At 65.4% G+C, this 17,341-nt stretch carries 15 protein-coding genes; 8 read left to right on the top strand and 7 right to left on the bottom strand.

Going from position 1 to position 17,341, the window contains the following annotated elements:
* The first annotated feature begins 20 nt into the window (after window positions 1–20).
* Together H7828_RS13460 and H7828_RS13465 are read left to right on the top strand one after the other, a co-directional pair.
* Window positions 21–1,541 (top strand): oligosaccharide flippase family protein, encoded by a 1,521-nt coding sequence (locus H7828_RS13460; protein WP_226781568.1) that lies wholly within the window; start codon window positions 21–23, stop codon window positions 1,539–1,541.
* On the top strand, window positions 1,538–2,341 hold the full coding sequence (locus tag H7828_RS13465) for a methyltransferase, TIGR04325 family (protein WP_226781569.1): 804 nt from the start codon (window positions 1,538–1,540) through the stop codon (window positions 2,339–2,341). Before H7828_RS13460 ends, H7828_RS13465 begins: the two co-directional genes overlap by 4 nt.
* Before the next feature lie 155 nt (window positions 2,342–2,496).
* Here H7828_RS13465 and H7828_RS13470 read toward each other — a convergent pair whose 3' ends face one another.
* On the bottom strand, window positions 2,497–3,189 hold the full coding sequence (locus H7828_RS13470) for a GntR family transcriptional regulator (protein ID WP_226781570.1): 693 nt from the start codon (window positions 3,187–3,189) through the stop codon (window positions 2,497–2,499).
* Between the two features lie 167 nt (window positions 3,190–3,356).
* Between H7828_RS13470 and H7828_RS13475 the strand changes: the two genes are divergently transcribed.
* The 3 genes from H7828_RS13475 (at window position 3,357) to H7828_RS13485 (ending at window position 7,101) form a co-directional block, all read left to right on the top strand.
* On the top strand, window positions 3,357–4,136 hold the full coding sequence (locus H7828_RS13475) for an SDR family NAD(P)-dependent oxidoreductase (RefSeq protein WP_226781571.1): 780 nt from the start codon (window positions 3,357–3,359) through the stop codon (window positions 4,134–4,136).
* The gene (locus H7828_RS13480) at window positions 4,133–5,383 is read left to right on the top strand and encodes an enolase C-terminal domain-like protein (RefSeq protein WP_226781572.1); all 1,251 of its coding nucleotides are present in this window, start codon (window positions 4,133–4,135) and stop codon (window positions 5,381–5,383) included. The genes H7828_RS13475 and H7828_RS13480 overlap by 4 nt, the downstream gene beginning before the upstream one ends.
* A gap of 500 nt (window positions 5,384–5,883) precedes the next feature.
* On the top strand, window positions 5,884–7,101 hold the full coding sequence (locus tag H7828_RS13485) for a mandelate racemase/muconate lactonizing enzyme family protein (RefSeq protein WP_226781573.1): 1,218 nt from the start codon (window positions 5,884–5,886) through the stop codon (window positions 7,099–7,101).
* A gap of 96 nt (window positions 7,102–7,197) precedes the next feature.
* Here H7828_RS13485 and H7828_RS13490 read toward each other — a convergent pair whose 3' ends face one another.
* Both H7828_RS13490 and H7828_RS13495 read right to left on the bottom strand, forming a co-directional pair.
* Window positions 7,198–8,019, bottom strand: coding sequence for an aldose epimerase family protein (locus H7828_RS13490; RefSeq protein WP_226781574.1), 822 nt, complete (start codon window positions 8,017–8,019; stop codon window positions 7,198–7,200).
* A complete protein-coding gene (locus H7828_RS13495) occupies window positions 8,016–8,834 on the bottom strand; it encodes an NAD-dependent epimerase/dehydratase family protein (RefSeq protein ID WP_226781575.1) in 819 nt (272 codons plus the stop codon). The genes H7828_RS13490 and H7828_RS13495 overlap by 4 nt, the downstream gene beginning before the upstream one ends.
* Window positions 8,835–8,974: 140 nt before the next feature.
* On the opposite strand from H7828_RS13495, the gene H7828_RS13500 reads away from it, so the two are divergent.
* From H7828_RS13500 to H7828_RS13510, 3 genes are read left to right on the top strand one after another with little or no spacing between them, the layout of a single operon-like run.
* Entirely contained in the window at window positions 8,975–9,721 is a 747-nt protein-coding gene (locus H7828_RS13500; RefSeq protein WP_226781576.1) for a FadR/GntR family transcriptional regulator, read from the top strand.
* Window positions 9,722–9,766: 45 nt separating this feature from the next.
* Complete coding sequence (locus H7828_RS13505) at window positions 9,767–10,987, top strand: mandelate racemase/muconate lactonizing enzyme family protein (RefSeq protein WP_226781577.1); 1,221 nt, start codon at window positions 9,767–9,769, stop codon at window positions 10,985–10,987.
* Window positions 10,988–10,996: 9 nt separating this feature from the next.
* Window positions 10,997–12,466: a sulfatase family protein gene (locus H7828_RS13510; RefSeq protein ID WP_226781578.1), complete on the top strand. Its 1,470-nt coding sequence runs from the start codon at window positions 10,997–10,999 to the stop codon at window positions 12,464–12,466.
* Window positions 12,467–12,484: 18 nt separating this feature from the next.
* On the opposite strand, the gene H7828_RS13515 is transcribed toward H7828_RS13510, so the two are convergent.
* Genes H7828_RS13515 through H7828_RS13530 form a run of 4 tightly spaced genes read right to left on the bottom strand, consistent with a single transcriptional unit; the run spans window position 12,485 to window position 17,281 of the window.
* A complete protein-coding gene (locus tag H7828_RS13515) occupies window positions 12,485–13,369 on the bottom strand; it encodes an SMP-30/gluconolactonase/LRE family protein (RefSeq protein ID WP_226781579.1) in 885 nt (294 codons plus the stop codon).
* Complete coding sequence (locus H7828_RS13520) at window positions 13,369–15,117, bottom strand: ABC transporter ATP-binding protein (RefSeq protein ID WP_226781580.1); 1,749 nt, start codon at window positions 15,115–15,117, stop codon at window positions 13,369–13,371. Before H7828_RS13520 ends, H7828_RS13515 begins: the two co-directional genes overlap by 1 nt.
* Window positions 15,118–15,126: 9 nt before the next feature.
* A complete protein-coding gene (locus H7828_RS13525; RefSeq protein ID WP_226781581.1) occupies window positions 15,127–16,302 on the bottom strand; it encodes an ABC transporter permease in 1,176 nt (391 codons plus the stop codon).
* Entirely contained in the window at window positions 16,295–17,281 is a 987-nt protein-coding gene (locus tag H7828_RS13530; RefSeq protein WP_226781582.1) for an ABC transporter permease, read from the bottom strand. Before H7828_RS13530 ends, H7828_RS13525 begins: the two co-directional genes overlap by 8 nt.
* Between the last annotated feature and the right edge of the window lie 60 nt (window positions 17,282–17,341).

Here is a 17,341-nt window from a genome sequence, read left to right on the forward strand (position 1 = left end):
TCGGCGGAAGGCCCCATCACATGCACCAGGCGGTTGACGGTATGCAAAGCGACGGCGAAAACCAGGGTGAAACAGGGGCGGGCGGGCGGAAGCTGTTCGGTGACGCCCTGTTCAGCGTGTGCGAAAGGGTCGTGTCGCAACTGGCGCAGCTTGCGGTCTTCATCCTTGCGGCGCGCCTTCTGGGACCGGCCGAGTTTGGCCTTTTCGCGCTGGTTTCGGCCTGTGCGATCCTGCTGCTGAAGGTGGCCGAAGTCGGCTGGTCGCCCTTCATCATGTCGCATGCCGGCGATGAAACCGTGCCCTTGCAGGTCTTGTCGGTGGCCATCGCCAATGGCATTGCCCTGGCCTTCCTGGGGGCGCTGGCCGCGCTTGGGGCGGGGCGCTTCGGCGTAGGGTCGGACACTGTCCTGCTGTCGGTTCTTTTTGCGGTCTGGGTGGCCCTGGCCAATGCCTCTTCGGCGCAGAAGGGCATCCTGATCTGGATGAAGCGGCTGAAGGGCGCTGCGATCTGCGACATGGCGGGCGAACTGACCGGCCTTGCCGTGGCGGTGGCAACGCTTCTTGGGGGGGCGGGGGTTTTCGCGCTGGTCTATGGGCGGCTGGCCAGTCAGACGGCGACGCTTGCGCTCAGCTTTGCCATGACGCGCCATGCCCCGAGGGGGGGCATCACGCGGATGCTTCTGCACGATCTCTGGGCGTTCTCCAGCCGGATCTTCGCCGCCCGCATGCTGGTGCATCTTCGGCTGCATTTCGTGACGCTGATCGTCGGAGGGTTCCTGGGCCCCGCCGCGGTGGGGGTCTTTCGCGCGGCGGACCGGCTGGTGGGTGCGGTGGCCGAGCTTGTGTTGGTGCCCGGTCAGCTTCTGGCCTGGACCGAGCTTCGCCGGGCGCGTGATGGCGGCGACGCTGCCGGTCTGGGCGACCGGCTGAACCGGCAGGTGGCACGCCATCTCAAGATGCTGGTGGTCTTCGGCGCGCCGCCGTTGATCTGGCTGATCGTGATGAACGAGGAACTGGTGCGCGGCGTGCTGGGCGAGGATTGGCAGGCAGCGGCGCCGCTGGTGGCGATCCTGGCCCTTTCGCGGCTTCTGCTGTTCCCGGGCATCCTGACCGAACCCCTGTTGTCACTGGTCGGTGCCGCGCGCCGGCTGCCTGCCTTCATGGCCGGTATCATGGTGGTGTCGCTGGTGCTTACCTTCGTGGCGGTGCATTTCGGGGTGCATGCCGTGGCCTGGTCGCAGGTGGCGATCTCTGTGGTTGTGCTGGTGGCGACGGTGGGCCTGTTCACCCGCCACGCCGGCATCCGGTGGGGCGGGGTGGTGGTTGCGCTGCGCGGCAGCATCCTGCCGCTGGTCTGCGGGATCGCGGCAATCGTGCTGCTTGACCGGGGCGGGGCGGGCCTGGGCCTGCCCGACCTGGCCGAGGCGGTGCTGTTCGGCCTGGGCGGTCTGGCGGCCTATGCCCTGGCCCTGGCCATCTGCGAGCCGGGGTTGCGCGCCGAAATCGCGGCGATCCTGCGCCGCCGCCCGGTCGCCACATGACCTGGCGGGGAAGGGCGCGCCGGGTGCTGAGCCTTGGGGCGGCCCTGCCGCGCGCTGGCCTCGCGCGGCTGCTGCCGGAAGGGCGCCGCGCCCCCCGTTTCGCCGGTGCCTGGCACGACAGGGCAGCCGCCGTCGGCGCCAGCGGCCCGCGCGGGTACGATGACGACCGGATTGCCGGGGTGTCCTTTGACGTGATGTGCGTGCGCGCCATCTGGGACTACCCACTTCTCTTTTGGTTGGATCGCCTCTTGCCCGATCACCCCGTGGTGATCGACGCGGGCGGGCACATGGGGACCAAGTACATCGCGTTCGCCGACCTTCTGAACCTGGCCCCGGTGCGCTGGACGGTATTCGACCTGCCGGGCATCGTGCGCGCGGCGAGGGTGCGACAGGACAGGGGCGACATCCCTGCGGCCATCCACTTCGCGGACAGGCTGGACGGCCTTGCACCCTGCGATGTGCTGATCGGGTCGGGCCTGCTGCAATATCTTGATCGCCCCTTTTCCGATTTCGTGGCGGCACTGGCCGAACCGCCCGAGTATATCCTGCTGAACAAGGTCGCACTGCGCGAGGGGCCGGCGGTTTTCACGCTCGAGCGGATCGGGGCCAACCGTGTTCCCTATCACATCCGCGACCGGGCCGCATGGGAGAGTGAGATTGCCGCCATGGGATATGAGATCGTCGATGGCTGGGCGATCCCCGAGCTTGGCCATGTCATTGTCACCCATCCCTGGCTGGGCCGCAGCGAAAGCCGCGGCTACGTTCTGCGCCGCCGCCCGCAGGGGTTGCGGGTGGTCTGAGCACAGCCAGCGCCCACAAGAGCGGCGCGGTGATTGGGTGAATGTGGCCAAGTCAGCATGCTGCACGTCGTGGAAGGCCCAAGGGGCGCGTTCAACTGTGTCAGGCTGTCGCTTGGGGGTTAGGCAGGTATCGCGCGGCTGGCCAATATGCCAGATCAGTCGGGGTGCTGGTCATCGTCCAGGAAATAGTCTGGAAACTCTTCCTTCAGGCCCGCAAGATTGGGCAGGACCTGGCGCAGGTGGTTGCGCAGGCTTTGCTGGATCTGCCCGCCGTCCCGCGCGCAGATCGCCGCGACGATGCTTTCGTGTTGGCCAATCAGAACCGAGAACGACCGCGCATCTTGCAGGCTCAGGGTTCTGACCCGGTCAAGGTGCACCTTCGCCTCAAGCACATGTTCCCAGACAAGGGGCAGGCCGGCAATCTCGGCGATGACGCGGTGCATCTGTTCATCCGCGCGATAGAAAAGCCCGGCCCGCCCTTCCTGATCGGCAAGGCGCTGTTCCTCGATCGCCTGGCGCAGGCGCAGTTCACCGTGGGCATCGATACGTTCGGCCGCCTGAAGCGCGATGGAAACCTCAAGCGCCTCGCGCACGAATTGCGCGGCGATCACCGCCTCGGTGCGAATTGGCGCGACAAAGGCACCACGGTTCGGGATGAGTTCCACCAACCCTTCCGAGGCGAGACGGACAAGCGCCTCGCGGATGGGGGTGCGGCTGACATTCAGCTCGGCGGCAAGCCGCTGTTCCCCCAGCGAACTGCCCGGGGTAAGCGACATTGAAAGGATGCGCTGCTTCAATGCCCTGTAGGCATGCAGTGGGCTTGCCTGATGTTCACGTTGGCGCGCCATCTGTGATCCCGGACCCCCGGCGTGGAAAATCAATTCTGGGTAGGCACCCGCCCGCCCGTTGACAATACTGTTCCAGATTGCATACAAAAATACAATATGAAATGACGATGAGATCGGACCGTGCCACGCGAAAGACCATCGGTGGCGCAGAGCAATGGGAGAGAGACATGGGGTCAGTTGCGCTTGTCACCGGCGCGGCCAAGGGGATCGGCGCGGCCGTCGCAGAGCGGCTGGCGGCCGATGGTGCATCCCTTGTCTGCCTTGACATCGACGCCGACGGGTTGCTTGCGACCGCCGATGCCCTGCGCGCAAGCGGCGCACAGGTCGAAACCGTCACCGGGTCCGTCGCCGACCCCGAAACCTGCGAAGCGGCGGTTGCGCGTGCGGTCGGTACCTTCGGGCGTCTTGACCTGCTGTCGCACAACGCCGGGATTCAGCGCTATGGAAGCGCCGGTTCAACCACGCCCGAAGACTGGCGCGAGGTGATCGAGGTGAACCTGTCCAGCGCCTATTACATCACCCATGCCGCCCTTCCCGAGCTTTGCAAAAGTCGCGGCGCCATCGCGCTGATGGCCTCGGTCCAGGGGCTGGCGACGCAGAAGAACGTCGCCGCCTATACCACGGCCAAGCACGGGCTGCTGGGTTTGGCCAAGTCCATCGCCGTCGACTATGCCGAACGGGGCGTGCGCTGCAACGCCGTCGCCCCCGGGTCGGTCGACACCCCCATGCTGCGCGACGCTCTGGCCCTGGCCGAGGACGAGGCTGCCGCCTGGCAGACGGTGCGCGACATGCACCCCCTTGGACGCCCCGCCGAGCCTGCCGAGGTTGCCAATGTCGTGGCCTTCCTGCTGTCCGATCAGGCCTCTTTCGTGACCGGTGAGGTCATACGGGTGGACGGCGGATTGTTATCCATCATCGGCGGATCACCGAAGGAGCGCCCCGAATGAAACCCGGAACCAGGATTGCCGACATTCGCGCCACGACAGTTGCCGTCCCGCTGGAGGCGCCTTTGCGCCATGCCAACGGCGCGCATTGGGGCCGCTTCGTGCGCACCCTCGTGGAGGTGATCGACGAGGAGGGGCGCTCGGGTTGGGGTGAGATGGGTGGCGGTGGCGAAAGCGCCGAAGCCGTGTTCCTGGCGATGAAGCCCTACCTGGTGGGGCACGCGCCGCTGCAGCTTGAACAGTTGCGCTGGAAGCTGATGAACCCGACCGCCAGCCTCTACAACAACCGGATGCAGATTCACGCCGCGATCGAGATGGCCTGCATGGACCTTGCGGGCAAGCAGCATGGTCTGAGGGCCTGCGATCTGCTGGGCGGTGCGATCCGCGAAGAGGTGCCCTTCGCCAGCTACCTGTTCTATCGCTACACCTCGGAAGACGGCAGGGCAGGCGGTGAGGTGACACCTGACGAGATTGTCGCCCACGCCCGCGCGCTGAAGGAAAAGCACGGCTTCAAGGTGCACAAGCTGAAGGGCGGCCATTTCGCGCCCGACCACGATATCGAGGTCATGGAAGCGCTGGCCCAGGCCTTTCCCGACGACAGGCTGCGGCTTGATCCCAACGGTGTCTGGTCGGTCGAGGAATCGCTACGCGTGGCCGAGGCGATACGGCACCTGCCGAACGACTACCTCGAAGACCCGACCTGGGGCCTTGAGGGCATGCGCCGCGTGCGCGAAAGGATCACGATTCCCACGGCCACCAACCAGGTCGTGGTCAACTTTGAACAACTGGCCCAGTGCATCCGGCATTCCCTGGTGGACGTGATCCTGCTGGACACGACGTTCTGGGGCGGCCTGCGCCAGGCCTACAAGGCGGGCACGGTCCTGGAGACTTTCCAGTTCTCGGCGGCGGTTCATTCCTCGGGCGAACTGGGCATCCAGCTGGCCTCGATGCTTCACCTTGGCGCGGCGCTGCCGAACCTGAACTTCGCGGCGGATGCGCATTATCATCACCTGGTCGACGACATCCTGGTGGGCGAGCCGATGGCCTATCGCGACGGTGCGATCGCGGTGCCGACGGGGCCGGGGCTGGGGGTCGAGGTCGACCGCGAGAAGGTCCGCCAATATGCCGAGCATTTCCGCGAGGTGGGCGGCTATACCTATGACCGCGACCCCGGGCGCCCGGACTGGTTTGCCATGGTGCCCGAAACACGCTTTGCCGATCCCTCGGTGAAATCCGTTGGGGGGACCTGACGGTTGAGGTTGGCGTTCGGGCGGTTCCTTAAACGCGCCTCCTGTTGGGATTAAGGGCAAGCGTGTCGGCCGATCGCTGCCATCATCTTTTCGCGGCAGACTTTTGCTGGCGTTTTCCCTCCGAGGCATTGGCAGGTGTAGGGGTGTATCGTCTTCTGGCAGATCCGGTTGTTCGCTCCTTCAAGGATCACCCGGCTGCCGGATCAGACGTCTCTGCACGGACTGGTGCTTCCATGTCCTTGACCGGGCCATATGCCCGAAGAACCCGCTCAGTTCTTCCGAAAGGCACTTCAAGGTAGCGCGCACCCCCGGGTTAACAGAGGCTTAATAAGCATGATTATGTATCATTCGGCTTCCTGAGGGCCTCTCCAAATGCCCCTTGCCGGTATCATGGCCTGGTTGGCGGGCAAGGCAACCTGATGCCCGGAAACATCGCGCTGGCCTTGGCGTGGCAAGTAGGCGAACATGCCGGGGAAGCTGTTGACCGGAGATCGGTGTTCATGAAGATCGAAGCGATTGAAACCTTCCTTGTCCATGCCGGCGCGCCCGGGGAAACTGCATGGTCGGGCAATACCGGAACCCGGTCGGGCGGGATGAGCATGGGAACGACGCGGCACTGGTTGTTCGTGCGCGTCACCGTGGAGGGCGGGCTGACCGGTGTGGGCGAAGGCAGCGGCTGGCCCCGCGTCGTCGAAACGGCAATCAACGATCTTGCGCCACTGCTCATCGGTCAGGATGCCCGCCATATCGAAAGGCTCTGGGGCATGATGCATCTGGCCACCATGAGCCATGGGCAGGTCGGCACGGTCGGGGGTGGCGCCGTCGGGGCCATCGACATGGCCCTGTGGGACATCAAGGGCAAGGCGCTTGGCGTGCCCGTGCACGAGCTTTTGGGCGGCAAGATCCGCGACAGCCTTCCCGCCTATGCCCATGCCTCGACCCCTGAAATGGCCCGCAAGGCATGGAACATGGGGTATCGGGCTTTCAAGTCGGGCAATGTCAAGGGAACCGTGGAAAAGGTCGCGGCCCTGCGTGCGGAGCTGGGCCCCGAGGCCGATCTTATGGTCGATCTGCATGGTCCGCCCTGGCTGACCGTTGCCGACGCGATCGCCATGGGCCGGGCGCTGGAGCCCTATGGCCTTCTGTTCCTTGAAGAGCCCCTGCCGCCCGAGAACTTTGAAGGCTACGCCCGCGTTCGCGATGCCGTGGCCCTGCCGCTGGCGGCGGGCGAACGTCATACAGGCAACCTTTGGTCTGCCGCGCCCCTTGTCCAGCGCGGCCTGGTCGACGTGGTTCAGCCCGACACGGGGCGTTGCGGCGGGATCACGCACTTCCGCAAGATCGCGGCCATGGCCGAAGCGAATTTCGTTCAGGTGGCGCCCCATGCCGGCACCCTCGGCCCTGTGGCCGAATTCGCGGCGCTCCACTCCATGGCGGCGATCCCCAATGCCATGATCCTGGAAAGGTTCGCAAAGGACTGGGAGGGGCGCTACCAGGTCGTCACGCGCGAGCCGGAGATGGTCGGGGGAAGGTTGATCGTGCCCGACGAACCCGGTTTGGGGGTGGATCTGAACCTTGACGAGATCGCGAAGTATCCCGGCGGGCATAATGCATCGGTGCCGAACACGGTGTCCTATGCGGAAGGCACCGAAAACGAATACGTCTATGTCCAGCCCCGCTGGCAGCGCACGACCGCCTTCGGGCGCGAAAGCAACTGACAGGTGCACCCCCCTGCCCCTCGGGCCTGGGGGTGCCTTCGCGGCCCTAGGATGCGATCCGGCGGCGGGGCCTCACCGGTGGGCGCAAGGCAAGGTTCAGCCCGGCAGAAGCGTCAGCCGCACCTCGCCCGACAGGCTTGCGCCGGGGGCAAGGCGTGCCATCTGCGGCGCGGCGTCCATGTTGGGCGCATTGGTCAGGTGGCTGACCGGCTCGACGCAGGTATAACCGCGCGGATTGTCATGAATGACCAGGTGGTCCATTCCCACGGGCGCCGTGATCCGCAACTTCGCCCCGCCCGACAGGGCAAGATCGACATAGCCCCACCCCGAGAGCGAGCTCGTCGCAGCCTGCAGGGGGCCGGGGCGGTGACGCTCACCCGTGGGCAGCCCGTCGTCATCGTGGGGCCACTGCCAGCGCGCATCGGAGACGATGGTTTCGGCCCTTGGGAAATAGGGATGCCAGCCGACACCTGCGGGCATGTCCCGGTGATCGCGGTTGATGATCTCAAGCGTGACGGACAGCCCGGTTTCATCCAGCCGAAACACCTGCCGGGCCTCGAAGGACCAGGGCCAATCCTCGTCGGCGGCATAGAGGCAGCGCAGCGTTGCCCGGTCGGTGCCGTGATCGTCAACCTCCCAGGGGGTCCGGTGCGCGGGGCCGTGCAGGCTGTGCGGGGCGGCATCGGGATGGGCGGCAAGCCGGGCCTGCCCGCCGTCCCACGGAAAGGCGGCATTGCCCATGCGCCCGTGATAGGGAAACAGCGGATAGCCGCCGCCCTTGGGCCAGCGAAGGCGATCGAAGCTTTCCGCCGCGCAGGGATAGAGCAGATCGCCTGCCGACGCATGGATCAGCCGCAGCATCCGCCCGCCCCAGTCCGGGGCCAGGATTGCCGCAAGGTCGCCGCAAGAGATCTTCACGACCAAAGCGTCCGCTCGGCGTCGCCGTCGAAGCCGTTGCCGGCAAAGGCCCCGCCCTGAAAGCGATCGGCAAGCGTTTCGGCCGCCACCTCACCCTGAGCGGTAAGGGCATGGGCGCGATGATCCTCGGCGCGGTGGGCCGGGCGATACCCAAGCTGGAAGGCCTCCTGGTTGTCCCAGAAGGTGCGGACGTTGTCCGAGACACCAAAGACGACGGCATGGTGCAGCTTCGGATGCTCAAGCCCTATGGCGCAGAGTTGCAGCAGGTCCTCGGGATGGAGCCAGACCGAAAGGCGGCGCAGATCCAGAGGTTTCGGCGCAACGTTGCCGATGCGGATCGACAGGCACCGCATCCCGTGCTTGTCGGCATAGAGCGCCGCGACCGCTTCGCCGAAAACCTTGCTGAGCCCGTAATGGCCATCGGGACGCACGGGTTCCTTCGTGCCGATGCGGCGATGGCGGGGGTACATGCCGATGGCATGGTTCGAGGATGCGAAGACCACGCGTTCGACACCTGCGCGCCGTGCGCCTTCGAACAGGTTCATGACACCCTCGATGTTGGGCGCGGCAACCTCTGCCCAGGTGCCGTCGTTCGGCCGGCCGCCAAGATGGATCACGCCGGTCACGCCGTCGCAGGCGCGGCGGATGGCATCGACATCGCCAAGATCGGCCTGGCGGAACACCTCGCCTTCCGCCAGGTCGGCGGGTTCGGTCCGATCAGACAGGACAAGCCGTCCGTACCTTTGCAACAGCAGTGGCCGAAGCATGACCGCCACCCGTCCGGCAGCTCCGGTCACCAAGATCCTCTGGTCCATCGTCCTGGCCTTTCCTGGGCGTTGCGTCCTTTCGCGATACTGCTTTTCGGCTCGCTTGTCAAAAGTGGTCTTTCCATTTCCAGCCCTGATTGACAACTTATGACCCCTCTGCCTATCCTGCGGTTGAAAAGAGGTCGCCCATGACGCCGCACAGCAGGAATTTCGCCGAAGACCCCGATCAGGACGACAACGACGGGCCCGAAGAACTGCGCGAGTCGCCCCTTGCGGATCAGGTCTATGAACGCATCCTGGAACGCATCATCGACGGCGATTGCCCGCCGGGCACGCGCCTGCCTGCCGAACAGGCATTCAGTGCCGAACTGGGGGTGTCGCGCCCCGTCCTGCGTCAGGCGCTCAGGCAGTTGCGCGCCGATGGTCTGATTCAGTCGCGGCGCGGCTCGGGTTCTTACGTCCAGAAGCGCCCCGATCGCGAGATGCTGCGCTTTGCCCCGGTGGGAAGCATCACCGACCTGGGCCGCACCTTCGAATTTCGCGCCACCGTCGAAAGCGAGGCGGCGGCACTGGCCGCCGAACGCTGGCAGCCCGAGGGGATGGCACGGATCGAGGCAGCCCTTGCGACGATGGACCGCACGGTTGCCGAGGGGAAAATGGCCGCCAAGGACGATGAGGAACTGCATCTCGCAATCTGTGCCGCGGCGGGAAACCACTATTTCCTGGATGCGCGGCGTTCCTTGCACGACCAGATCCTGACGGGCATGAATGTCGCGCTCAGCCTCTCGCATGCCAAGCCGCGCGCGCGGCTTGCCCTGGTGCAGGGCGAACACCGCAAAGTCGTCGAGGCGATCCGCCGGCGCGATGGCGATGCCGCCCGTGATTCCATGCGCACCCACATCGAGAACGCGCGCCAGCGTGTCTTTGGCGGCTAAGTCACCGGCCCCGCCCCGTCCGACCGAAAGAAGACAGGAAACGCCATGAAGATCACAGCCATCGAGACGATCCGAAACGAGGAATGGTCGAACTTCCTTTGGGTCAGGGTTGAAACCGATGCCGGGCTGGTGGGGCTTGGCGAAACCTTCCGCCATGTCACGCCCATCGCCCGCTATGTGCATGACCACCTGGCGCCCTGGCTTCTGGGGCGCGATGCGGGGGCGGTGAACGCCCACGATCACGCGATGCGCCGCCACGGTGGATTGCGCTTCAGCGGCTATCCCACCCGCTCGGTCGAGATCCGCGCCAACTCGGCTGTCGATATCGCCCTCTGGGATCTGAAGGCACGGGCGGCCGGGATGCCGCTCTGCGATCTGCTGGGCGGGCCGGTGCGCGACCGTATCGCGATCTACAACACCTGCGCCGGTCCGTCCTATAACTGGCAATCGGGGGCCGAACGGGCACGGATCGTCCAGGACGGCGACGCCGCCCTTGCCGGCGATGTGCCCGACGATCTTGCCGCCCAGGCCAGCGACCCCGGCGCCCTGGCGCAATCCCTCCTGGAAGAGGGCATCACCGCGATGAAGATCTGGCCCTTCGATGCAGCCGCCGAGGCCTCGGGCGGGCACCGCATTTCGGGCGACGAGATGCGCGCGGCCCTGTCGCGCATCGCCGCGATCCGCGACGCGGTGGGTGACCGCATGGATATCCTGCTGGAGTATCACGGGTTGTGGAACGCCGCGCCCGCCCGCCGCATCCTGGCCGAGGTGGATGAGTTCAACCCCTTCTGGCACGAAGACCCGATCCCCATGGAAGAGATCGCCACCCTCGCCGAATTGCGGCGCGGCACGAAGACCCCGATCGCCGGCAGCGAAAGCCACGGCACCGCCACCTGGATCCGCGATGCCTTGGCGGCGGGGGCCGTCGATTACCTGCATTTCGACATCGGCTGGACCGGCGGCATCAGCGAGGCGCTGCGCATCGCCCACCTGGCCGCGGCCCACGACCGCCTGATCGCACCCCATGACTGCACCGGCCCCGTCGTCTGGATCGCCAACCTGCATCTGGCGATGAGCCAGCCCAACGCGCTCTGGCTGGAAAGCGTGCGGGCCTATTACAAGGGCCTGTACCGCCGGTTGGTGACCGAACTGCCGAAGATCGAGATGGGCAATGCCCTGGCCATGCAGGGGCCTGGCCTTGGCACCGAACTGTCCGAAGAGCTGCTGAACCACCCCGCAACCCATATCGAACGCACCACTGGCTGAGGACCGAAGATGACCAAGGATAGCAGGCCGAACATCATCTTCCTGATGCCCGACCAGATGCGATGGGATTTCGTCGGCGCCTATGGGGCGCCCCATGCCCGCACCCCAAACATGGATGCGCTGGCCGCGCGCGGGACCGTCTTTGAAAGATGCCTGTCCCCCTCGCCGGTCTGCATCCCGGCCCGGGCCTCGATGCTGACAGGGCACAATCCGCTTTCGACCGGCGTTCTGGACAACAACCACTGGCTGCGCCCCGATCATGACGCCTGCGGCGTGCCCAGCTTTGCCACACTGCTTTCAAGGGCGGGCTATCACACCGAGGCGATCGGCAAGATGCACTTTATCCCCTGGGACAGCGCCGAGGGTTTCGACCACCGGGTCATCGCCGAGGACAAGCGCCACATTCACATCCGCGACGATTATCACGATTACCTGGAGCGGAACGGGTTGCGGAAATATGCCGGCGCCGAAGAGCCGGGCTATGTCGAAGGGCGCATGGCGTCGATCAGCCTTGTGCCAGCCGAACACCAGGTCGATGCATGGGTTGGCAATCACAGCGTCGATTTCCTTGAGCGCCACGACGGCGACGGGCCGTTCTTCCTGTGGGCCGCCTTTCCCGGCCCCCACGATCCCTATAACCCCACACCCGATCTGCTGGCCCAGGTCACCGAGGATATGCCCGAGGCCTTCGCCGCCACCCCCGAAACCGAGCCCTTCCGCCCCGGCATGATCGAGGCGCATCTCAAGGGGTCGTCCGGGGTCGACATCTCGGATTTCGACGACGCGACGAAGCTGCGGATCCGGCGCCATTACCAGGCCCTGATCCGCCTGATCGATGCCCAGGTCGGCGCCATCGTCGCCGCCGCCGAGGCCCGCGACGACGGGCGCGAAACGTTGATCGTGCTGTCCTCGGACCACGGCGATTTCCTGGGTGATTTCGATTTCCTGGGCAAGGTGCTGTTCCATGAATCCTCGATGCGGGTGCCGATGATCGTGGCCGGGGCCGGCACGCCCGTCGCCCGGTCGGATGCCCTGGTTTCACTGACCGATGTCTTTGCCACCTTCTGTGCCGCCGCAAGGGTGCCCGCCGCCTGCCAGGACAGCCTGCCCCTGCCGGGCATCGGCCTTGGCGACAAACGGCGCGGGCATCTCATGGGTGCCACCGACAAGGGCTATTGCATCGCGGATGCCCGCTGGAAACTGTCGCGCTATCGCAACGGGGTCTGCACCCTGCACGACATCGTCGAAGACCCCCGGGAACAGCACAACCGGTGGTCTGACCCGGCCTGCAGCGACCTGCGCGAAGCGCTCGACCGCAAGCTGACGGCATGGCTGATCGCCTCGGCCATGGATGGGCACAAGGACAAGAGCTATCCCTACATGACCATGACGCCCGACCATCCGGGCCACGGGCGGGGGTGGAAACGAACCTATCCTGCCGACCCGTGGAGCGGGGATCTGCCCCGGGGGTTGCATTGATGCGCCGGGCGGGCGCGCTCAGCCTTCCATGACGGGAAGCGGAACGCCCTGAACGCCGGGAACGGTAAGCGCGAAAACCCCACCGGCCTGCGGCTGTGCCGGATCGTCCGCGGCACCGATCGAGGTGCAATAGAGGGTGCGCATGTCCGGCCCGCCGAAGGCCGGCCGTGTCGGACGCGCGACCGGCATCGGGATATCCATGTCGATCCGCCCCTCGGGCGTCAGGCGCAGCAGATGCCCGCCACCCACCCCGGCCATCCAGTAACAGCCATCGGTATCGATCGCCGCCCCGTCCGGGCGGCCGGCGACAGCGCGGGTATCGAAAAACAGGCGCCTGTTGCTCCATGCGCCGTCGTCGGGGTCATAATCATGGGCCCAGATCAGGCGCACGTCGGGAAAACTGTCCGAAACATAGGCCGTCCGCCCGTCCGGCGAAAAGGCCAGCCCGTTGATGGTGTGAAAACCGTCCATCACCCGACGCGCCGGGGCGGTCCCGTCGAATGAATAGAGCGTGCCGCTGCTGTCTTCGGGTGTGGGGCCCGTCAGCGGCATTGTTCCGGCCAGGAAACGCCCACGATGATCGACCGAACCGTCGTTGAAGCGGTGGCCACGCTCGGCCGGGCGGGGGCCGGACAGGAATTGCAGGTGGCCGGTTGCAGGGTCGAATTCGTGAAAGCCCTCGGTCAGGGCCACCACCACCCGGCCATTCGCGCGCAGCGCAAGGCATCCGGCGGGCATCCCCATGTCCCAGCTGGCGTTTTCGCCCCGAGCGGGATCGTGGCGGTGAAGCCGTTTGCCGGCGATATCGACCCACCAAAGCGCCTGTTCGGCCACCGACCAGATCGCGCCCTCGCCCAGTGTCGCGCCGACATCGACGACGCAGTCAACAACCGGAGCAGCCATCACGACACCCCCGCGTCTTCATAGCGATGACGCAGATGCATGCTGCGCGCCGTCGGGTCAGGATGGGGAACGGCCGAGATCAGCGCCTTGGTATAGGGGTGCTGGGGGTTGTCGCAGACCTGGCTTGCCGGCCCCATCTCGACGATCTCGCCCTTGCGCATGACGGCGACGCGATCGCAGAAATAGCGCACGACGCCGATATCGTGGGCGATGAAGACAAAACTCAGGTCCAGCCGCTCTTGCAGGCGGATCAGCAGATCCAGAACCTGACTGCGGATTGACACGTCCAGCGCCGATGTCGCCTCGTCGCAGATGACGACACGCGGCTCCAGCGCGATGGCGCGGGCGATGCAGATACGTTGCCTCTGGCCGCCCGAGAAGGCATGGGGATAGCGTTCGGCCACAGCGGCGGGCAGGCCGACCTGCTCCAGCAGGTCGTAGACCCGGTCGCGCAGCGCGTCGCCCCTGGCGATTCCGTTGTTGAGCAGGGGTTCTGCCACGATCTGACCCACGGTCATGCGCGGATTGAGCGAGCCATGGGGATCCTGGAAGACCATGCGCACCTGGCGGCGATAATTGCGCAGCGCCTCGCCCTCCAACTGCCCGACATCGCCCCCTGCCCCGCCGTTTTCATGAAACCGGATGCCGCCTTCGCTGGGGCTGAGCACGCTGGCAAGCACGCGACCCAGGGTCGTCTTGCCCGACCCGCTTTCCCCGACGATGCCAAGGGATTCCCCGCGGCGCAGATCGAAGGACACGTCGTTCACCGCGCGAAACCCCCTTGCCGGGCCTTTCCGCTTGGGCCCGCGAAGGGGAAACACCACGCTGACGTTCTTCACCGACAGGATCGGGTCGGTCTGTTCGGCAAGCACCTCGGCTTCGGGGCGCTTGATCTCGGCGCGCTGTTCCAGCTTGACGACCGACTCCAGCAGCCGCCGGGTATAGGCGTGGCGCGGGTTGGCGAAAATCTCGTTCACCTCGCCGGTCTCGACGACCTTGCCGTGGCGCATCACCACCACATCGTCGGCGATCTCGGCCACGACGCCCATGTCGTGGGTGATGAACATGATCGCCATGTCGTGCTTTTCCTGAAGGCTGCGCATCAGGTCCAGGATTTCGGCCTGGGTTGTCACGTCCAGGGCGGTTGTCGGTTCGTCCGCGATCAGAACCTGGGGGTTGCACGACAGGGCCATGGCGATCATGGCGCGCTGGCGCATCCCGCCCGAGAATTCGAAGGTGTACTGATCGATGGCCTTCTCCGGCTCGCGGATTTCGACCTGGGCCAATAATTCGATGGCGCGGGCGCGGGCCTCGGCCTTGGTGACCTTTTCGTGCAGGCGGATGGATTCGATGATCTGGTTGCCGATGGTATGGACCGGTGAAAGCGACGACATCGGTTCCTGGAAGATCATCGCGATGTCACGCCCTCGGATGGCACGGATCGCGCGCGACCGGGGGTGCAGGGTGGCGATGTCCACCTCGCCCCCGCCGGTCCTCAGCGCGATGGTGCCACCGACGATCCGCCCCGGCGCATCGACGATCTGCAGGACCGAACGCGCCGTGACGGACTTGCCCGACCCGCTTTCACCCACGACGCAGGTGGTCTTTCCACGCCGCAGTTTCAGCGAAACGCCATCGACCGCATGAACCGTCGCGTTGCGCATCGGAAAATGTGTGGCAAGGTCGCGAATATCCAGGATGACATCCCCGCGCGCATCCACCTTGTCCTCGACGCTCGTTTTCAGCATGCGATACCCTCAGTTGTAGGGATCGGCCGCATCGCGCAGACCATCCCCCAGAAAATTGAACGCCAGCACCGTGATCACCACGGCGACGCCCGGCGCGAAAAGCCATGGGCCAAGCACGATCGACCGCACATCCTGGGCCTCCTTCAGAAGGACGCCCCAACTGATCGCGGGCGGCATCAGGCCAAGCCCGAGAAACGACAGCGAGGTTTCGGCCAGGATCATCAGCGGTACCGCCAGCGTGACCGAGGCGATGATGTGACTGGTGAGGGATGGCAGCATGTGGCGGAAGATGACCCGGCGCTGGGGCGCATTGTCCAGCACGGCGGCGACGACGAAATCGTCGTTCTTGAGGCTCATGAACCGCCCCCGGACGACCCGGGCCAGTTCGGTCCAGCCCACCAGGCTGACGATCAGCGTGATGAAGAAATAGCGCGTCTCTGTCGACCATGTCGCCGGCAATGCGGCCGCCAGCGCCAGCCATATCGGGATCGTCGGCAAGGACAGCACCAATTCGACCGACCGCGAGATGACGGTATCGACCCAACCGCCAAGATAGCCCGCAAGCCCGCCCAGGGTGATACCCAGCACCAGCGAGAACGCGACCCCGATCAGCCCGATGAGAAGCGACAGCCGCGCGCCGTGGATCGTGCGGCTCAGCATGTCGCGACCCAACCTGTCGGCCCCCAGCAGATAGAACCGCTTGTCCGGATCGACCGGCGTCAGAAGATGGCGGTTGCCCGGGATCAGCCCCCACAGCTCATAGCTGTCGCCCTCACCGAACCAGCGAAGATAGGTCTTTTCGCCGGTGGCCTGATAGGTGCTTACCAGGGTGCGCGGATCGCGCGTCAGTTCGGTTTCCCAGACCCAGGGCCGGATCGTGAGGCCGCCCTCTTCGGTGCGGTCGATCAGGTGCACCGCCTGGGGCGGGTGAAATCCGCCCTTGCGGTCATAGGAATTCGGATCGAAGGGTGCCAGGAACTCGGCGAAGGCCGCGATCAGGTAAAGAATGACGACGACCGTCAGACCGGCCATGGCAAGCCTGTGACGGCGGAACTTCCACCACATCAACTGCCATTGCGAGGCGACGGCCGTGTTGCGTCCATCGGCCAGGGGCGGGCCATCGGCCAGCATGCTTTCGTCACCGTCAGTATCGGCGGGGGTGTCGTCGTGCAGGTGTTCAGTCATAGCGAACCCTCGGATCAAGCAGTGCCAGCAGGATGTCCGAGATCAGCATCCCGACCACCGTGAGCGAACACATTATCATCAGAATTCCGCCGGCCAGGTGCATGTCCTGCGCCAGCAACGACTGGAGCATCAGCGGCCCCAGGGTCGGATAGCCAAGAACCACCGCCGTCACCACGGCCCCCGAAATGAGGGCGGGGAAATAGATTCCGATGATCGAGATGAACGGGTTCAACGCGATGCGGACCGGATACTTGAGGATCAGTTTCCATTCGGCCATGCCCTTGGCGCGGGCCGTCGTCACATAGGGTTTCGACAGTTCGTCCAGCAGGTTGGCCCGCATGATGCGGATCAGGCTGGCCAGGATCGCCGTTCCAAGGACAAGGATGCCGATCCAGAGATGCTTGTAGAGGTCGATGACCTTGGCCAGCGACCAGGGCTCGCCCTCGTATTCGTCCGAGAACAGCCCGCCCATGTGAACCCCGAAAAACCGCACGCCGAGGTAGAGCACCACGAGGGCCAAAAGGAAGTTGGGCGTGGCCAGGCCAAGAAAGCCGAAGAACGTCACGACATAATCGCCCACGGTATATTTGCGCACCGCCGAATAAATGCCGATGGGCAACGCCACGCCCCAGGCGAAGATGAAGGTCGACAGCATCAGGACAAGGGTAAGCGGCAGGCGGCTTTTGATGACGCTCCATGCGGATTGGTTCCACTCGAAGCTCTGGCCGAAATCGCCGACGGCAAGACCGGAAATCCACTTCCAGTACTGAACCGGCAACGAACGGTCGAGACCGTATTGCTCGCGCATACGCTCAAGCGTTGCCTGGTCGATGCCTTCGTTCGACTCTGCCATTTTCGCGACGTAGGTGGTGAGGAAGTCACCCGGAGGCGCCTGGATCAGGGCGAAGACCACGATCGAGACCACGAACAGGAAGGGGATCATCCAGAGCAGGCGTCGGATGAAATAGCGCAGCAACATGACAATGTTCCCTGGGGTGGGGGCAGGTGGTAGGCGCGGCGAAGAACCCGCCGCGCCGCC

Origin of the sequence: Oceaniglobus trochenteri (genome assembly GCF_020529025.1) — a bacterium.
GTDB lineage: Bacteria > Pseudomonadota > Alphaproteobacteria > Rhodobacterales > Rhodobacteraceae > Oceaniglobus > Oceaniglobus trochenteri.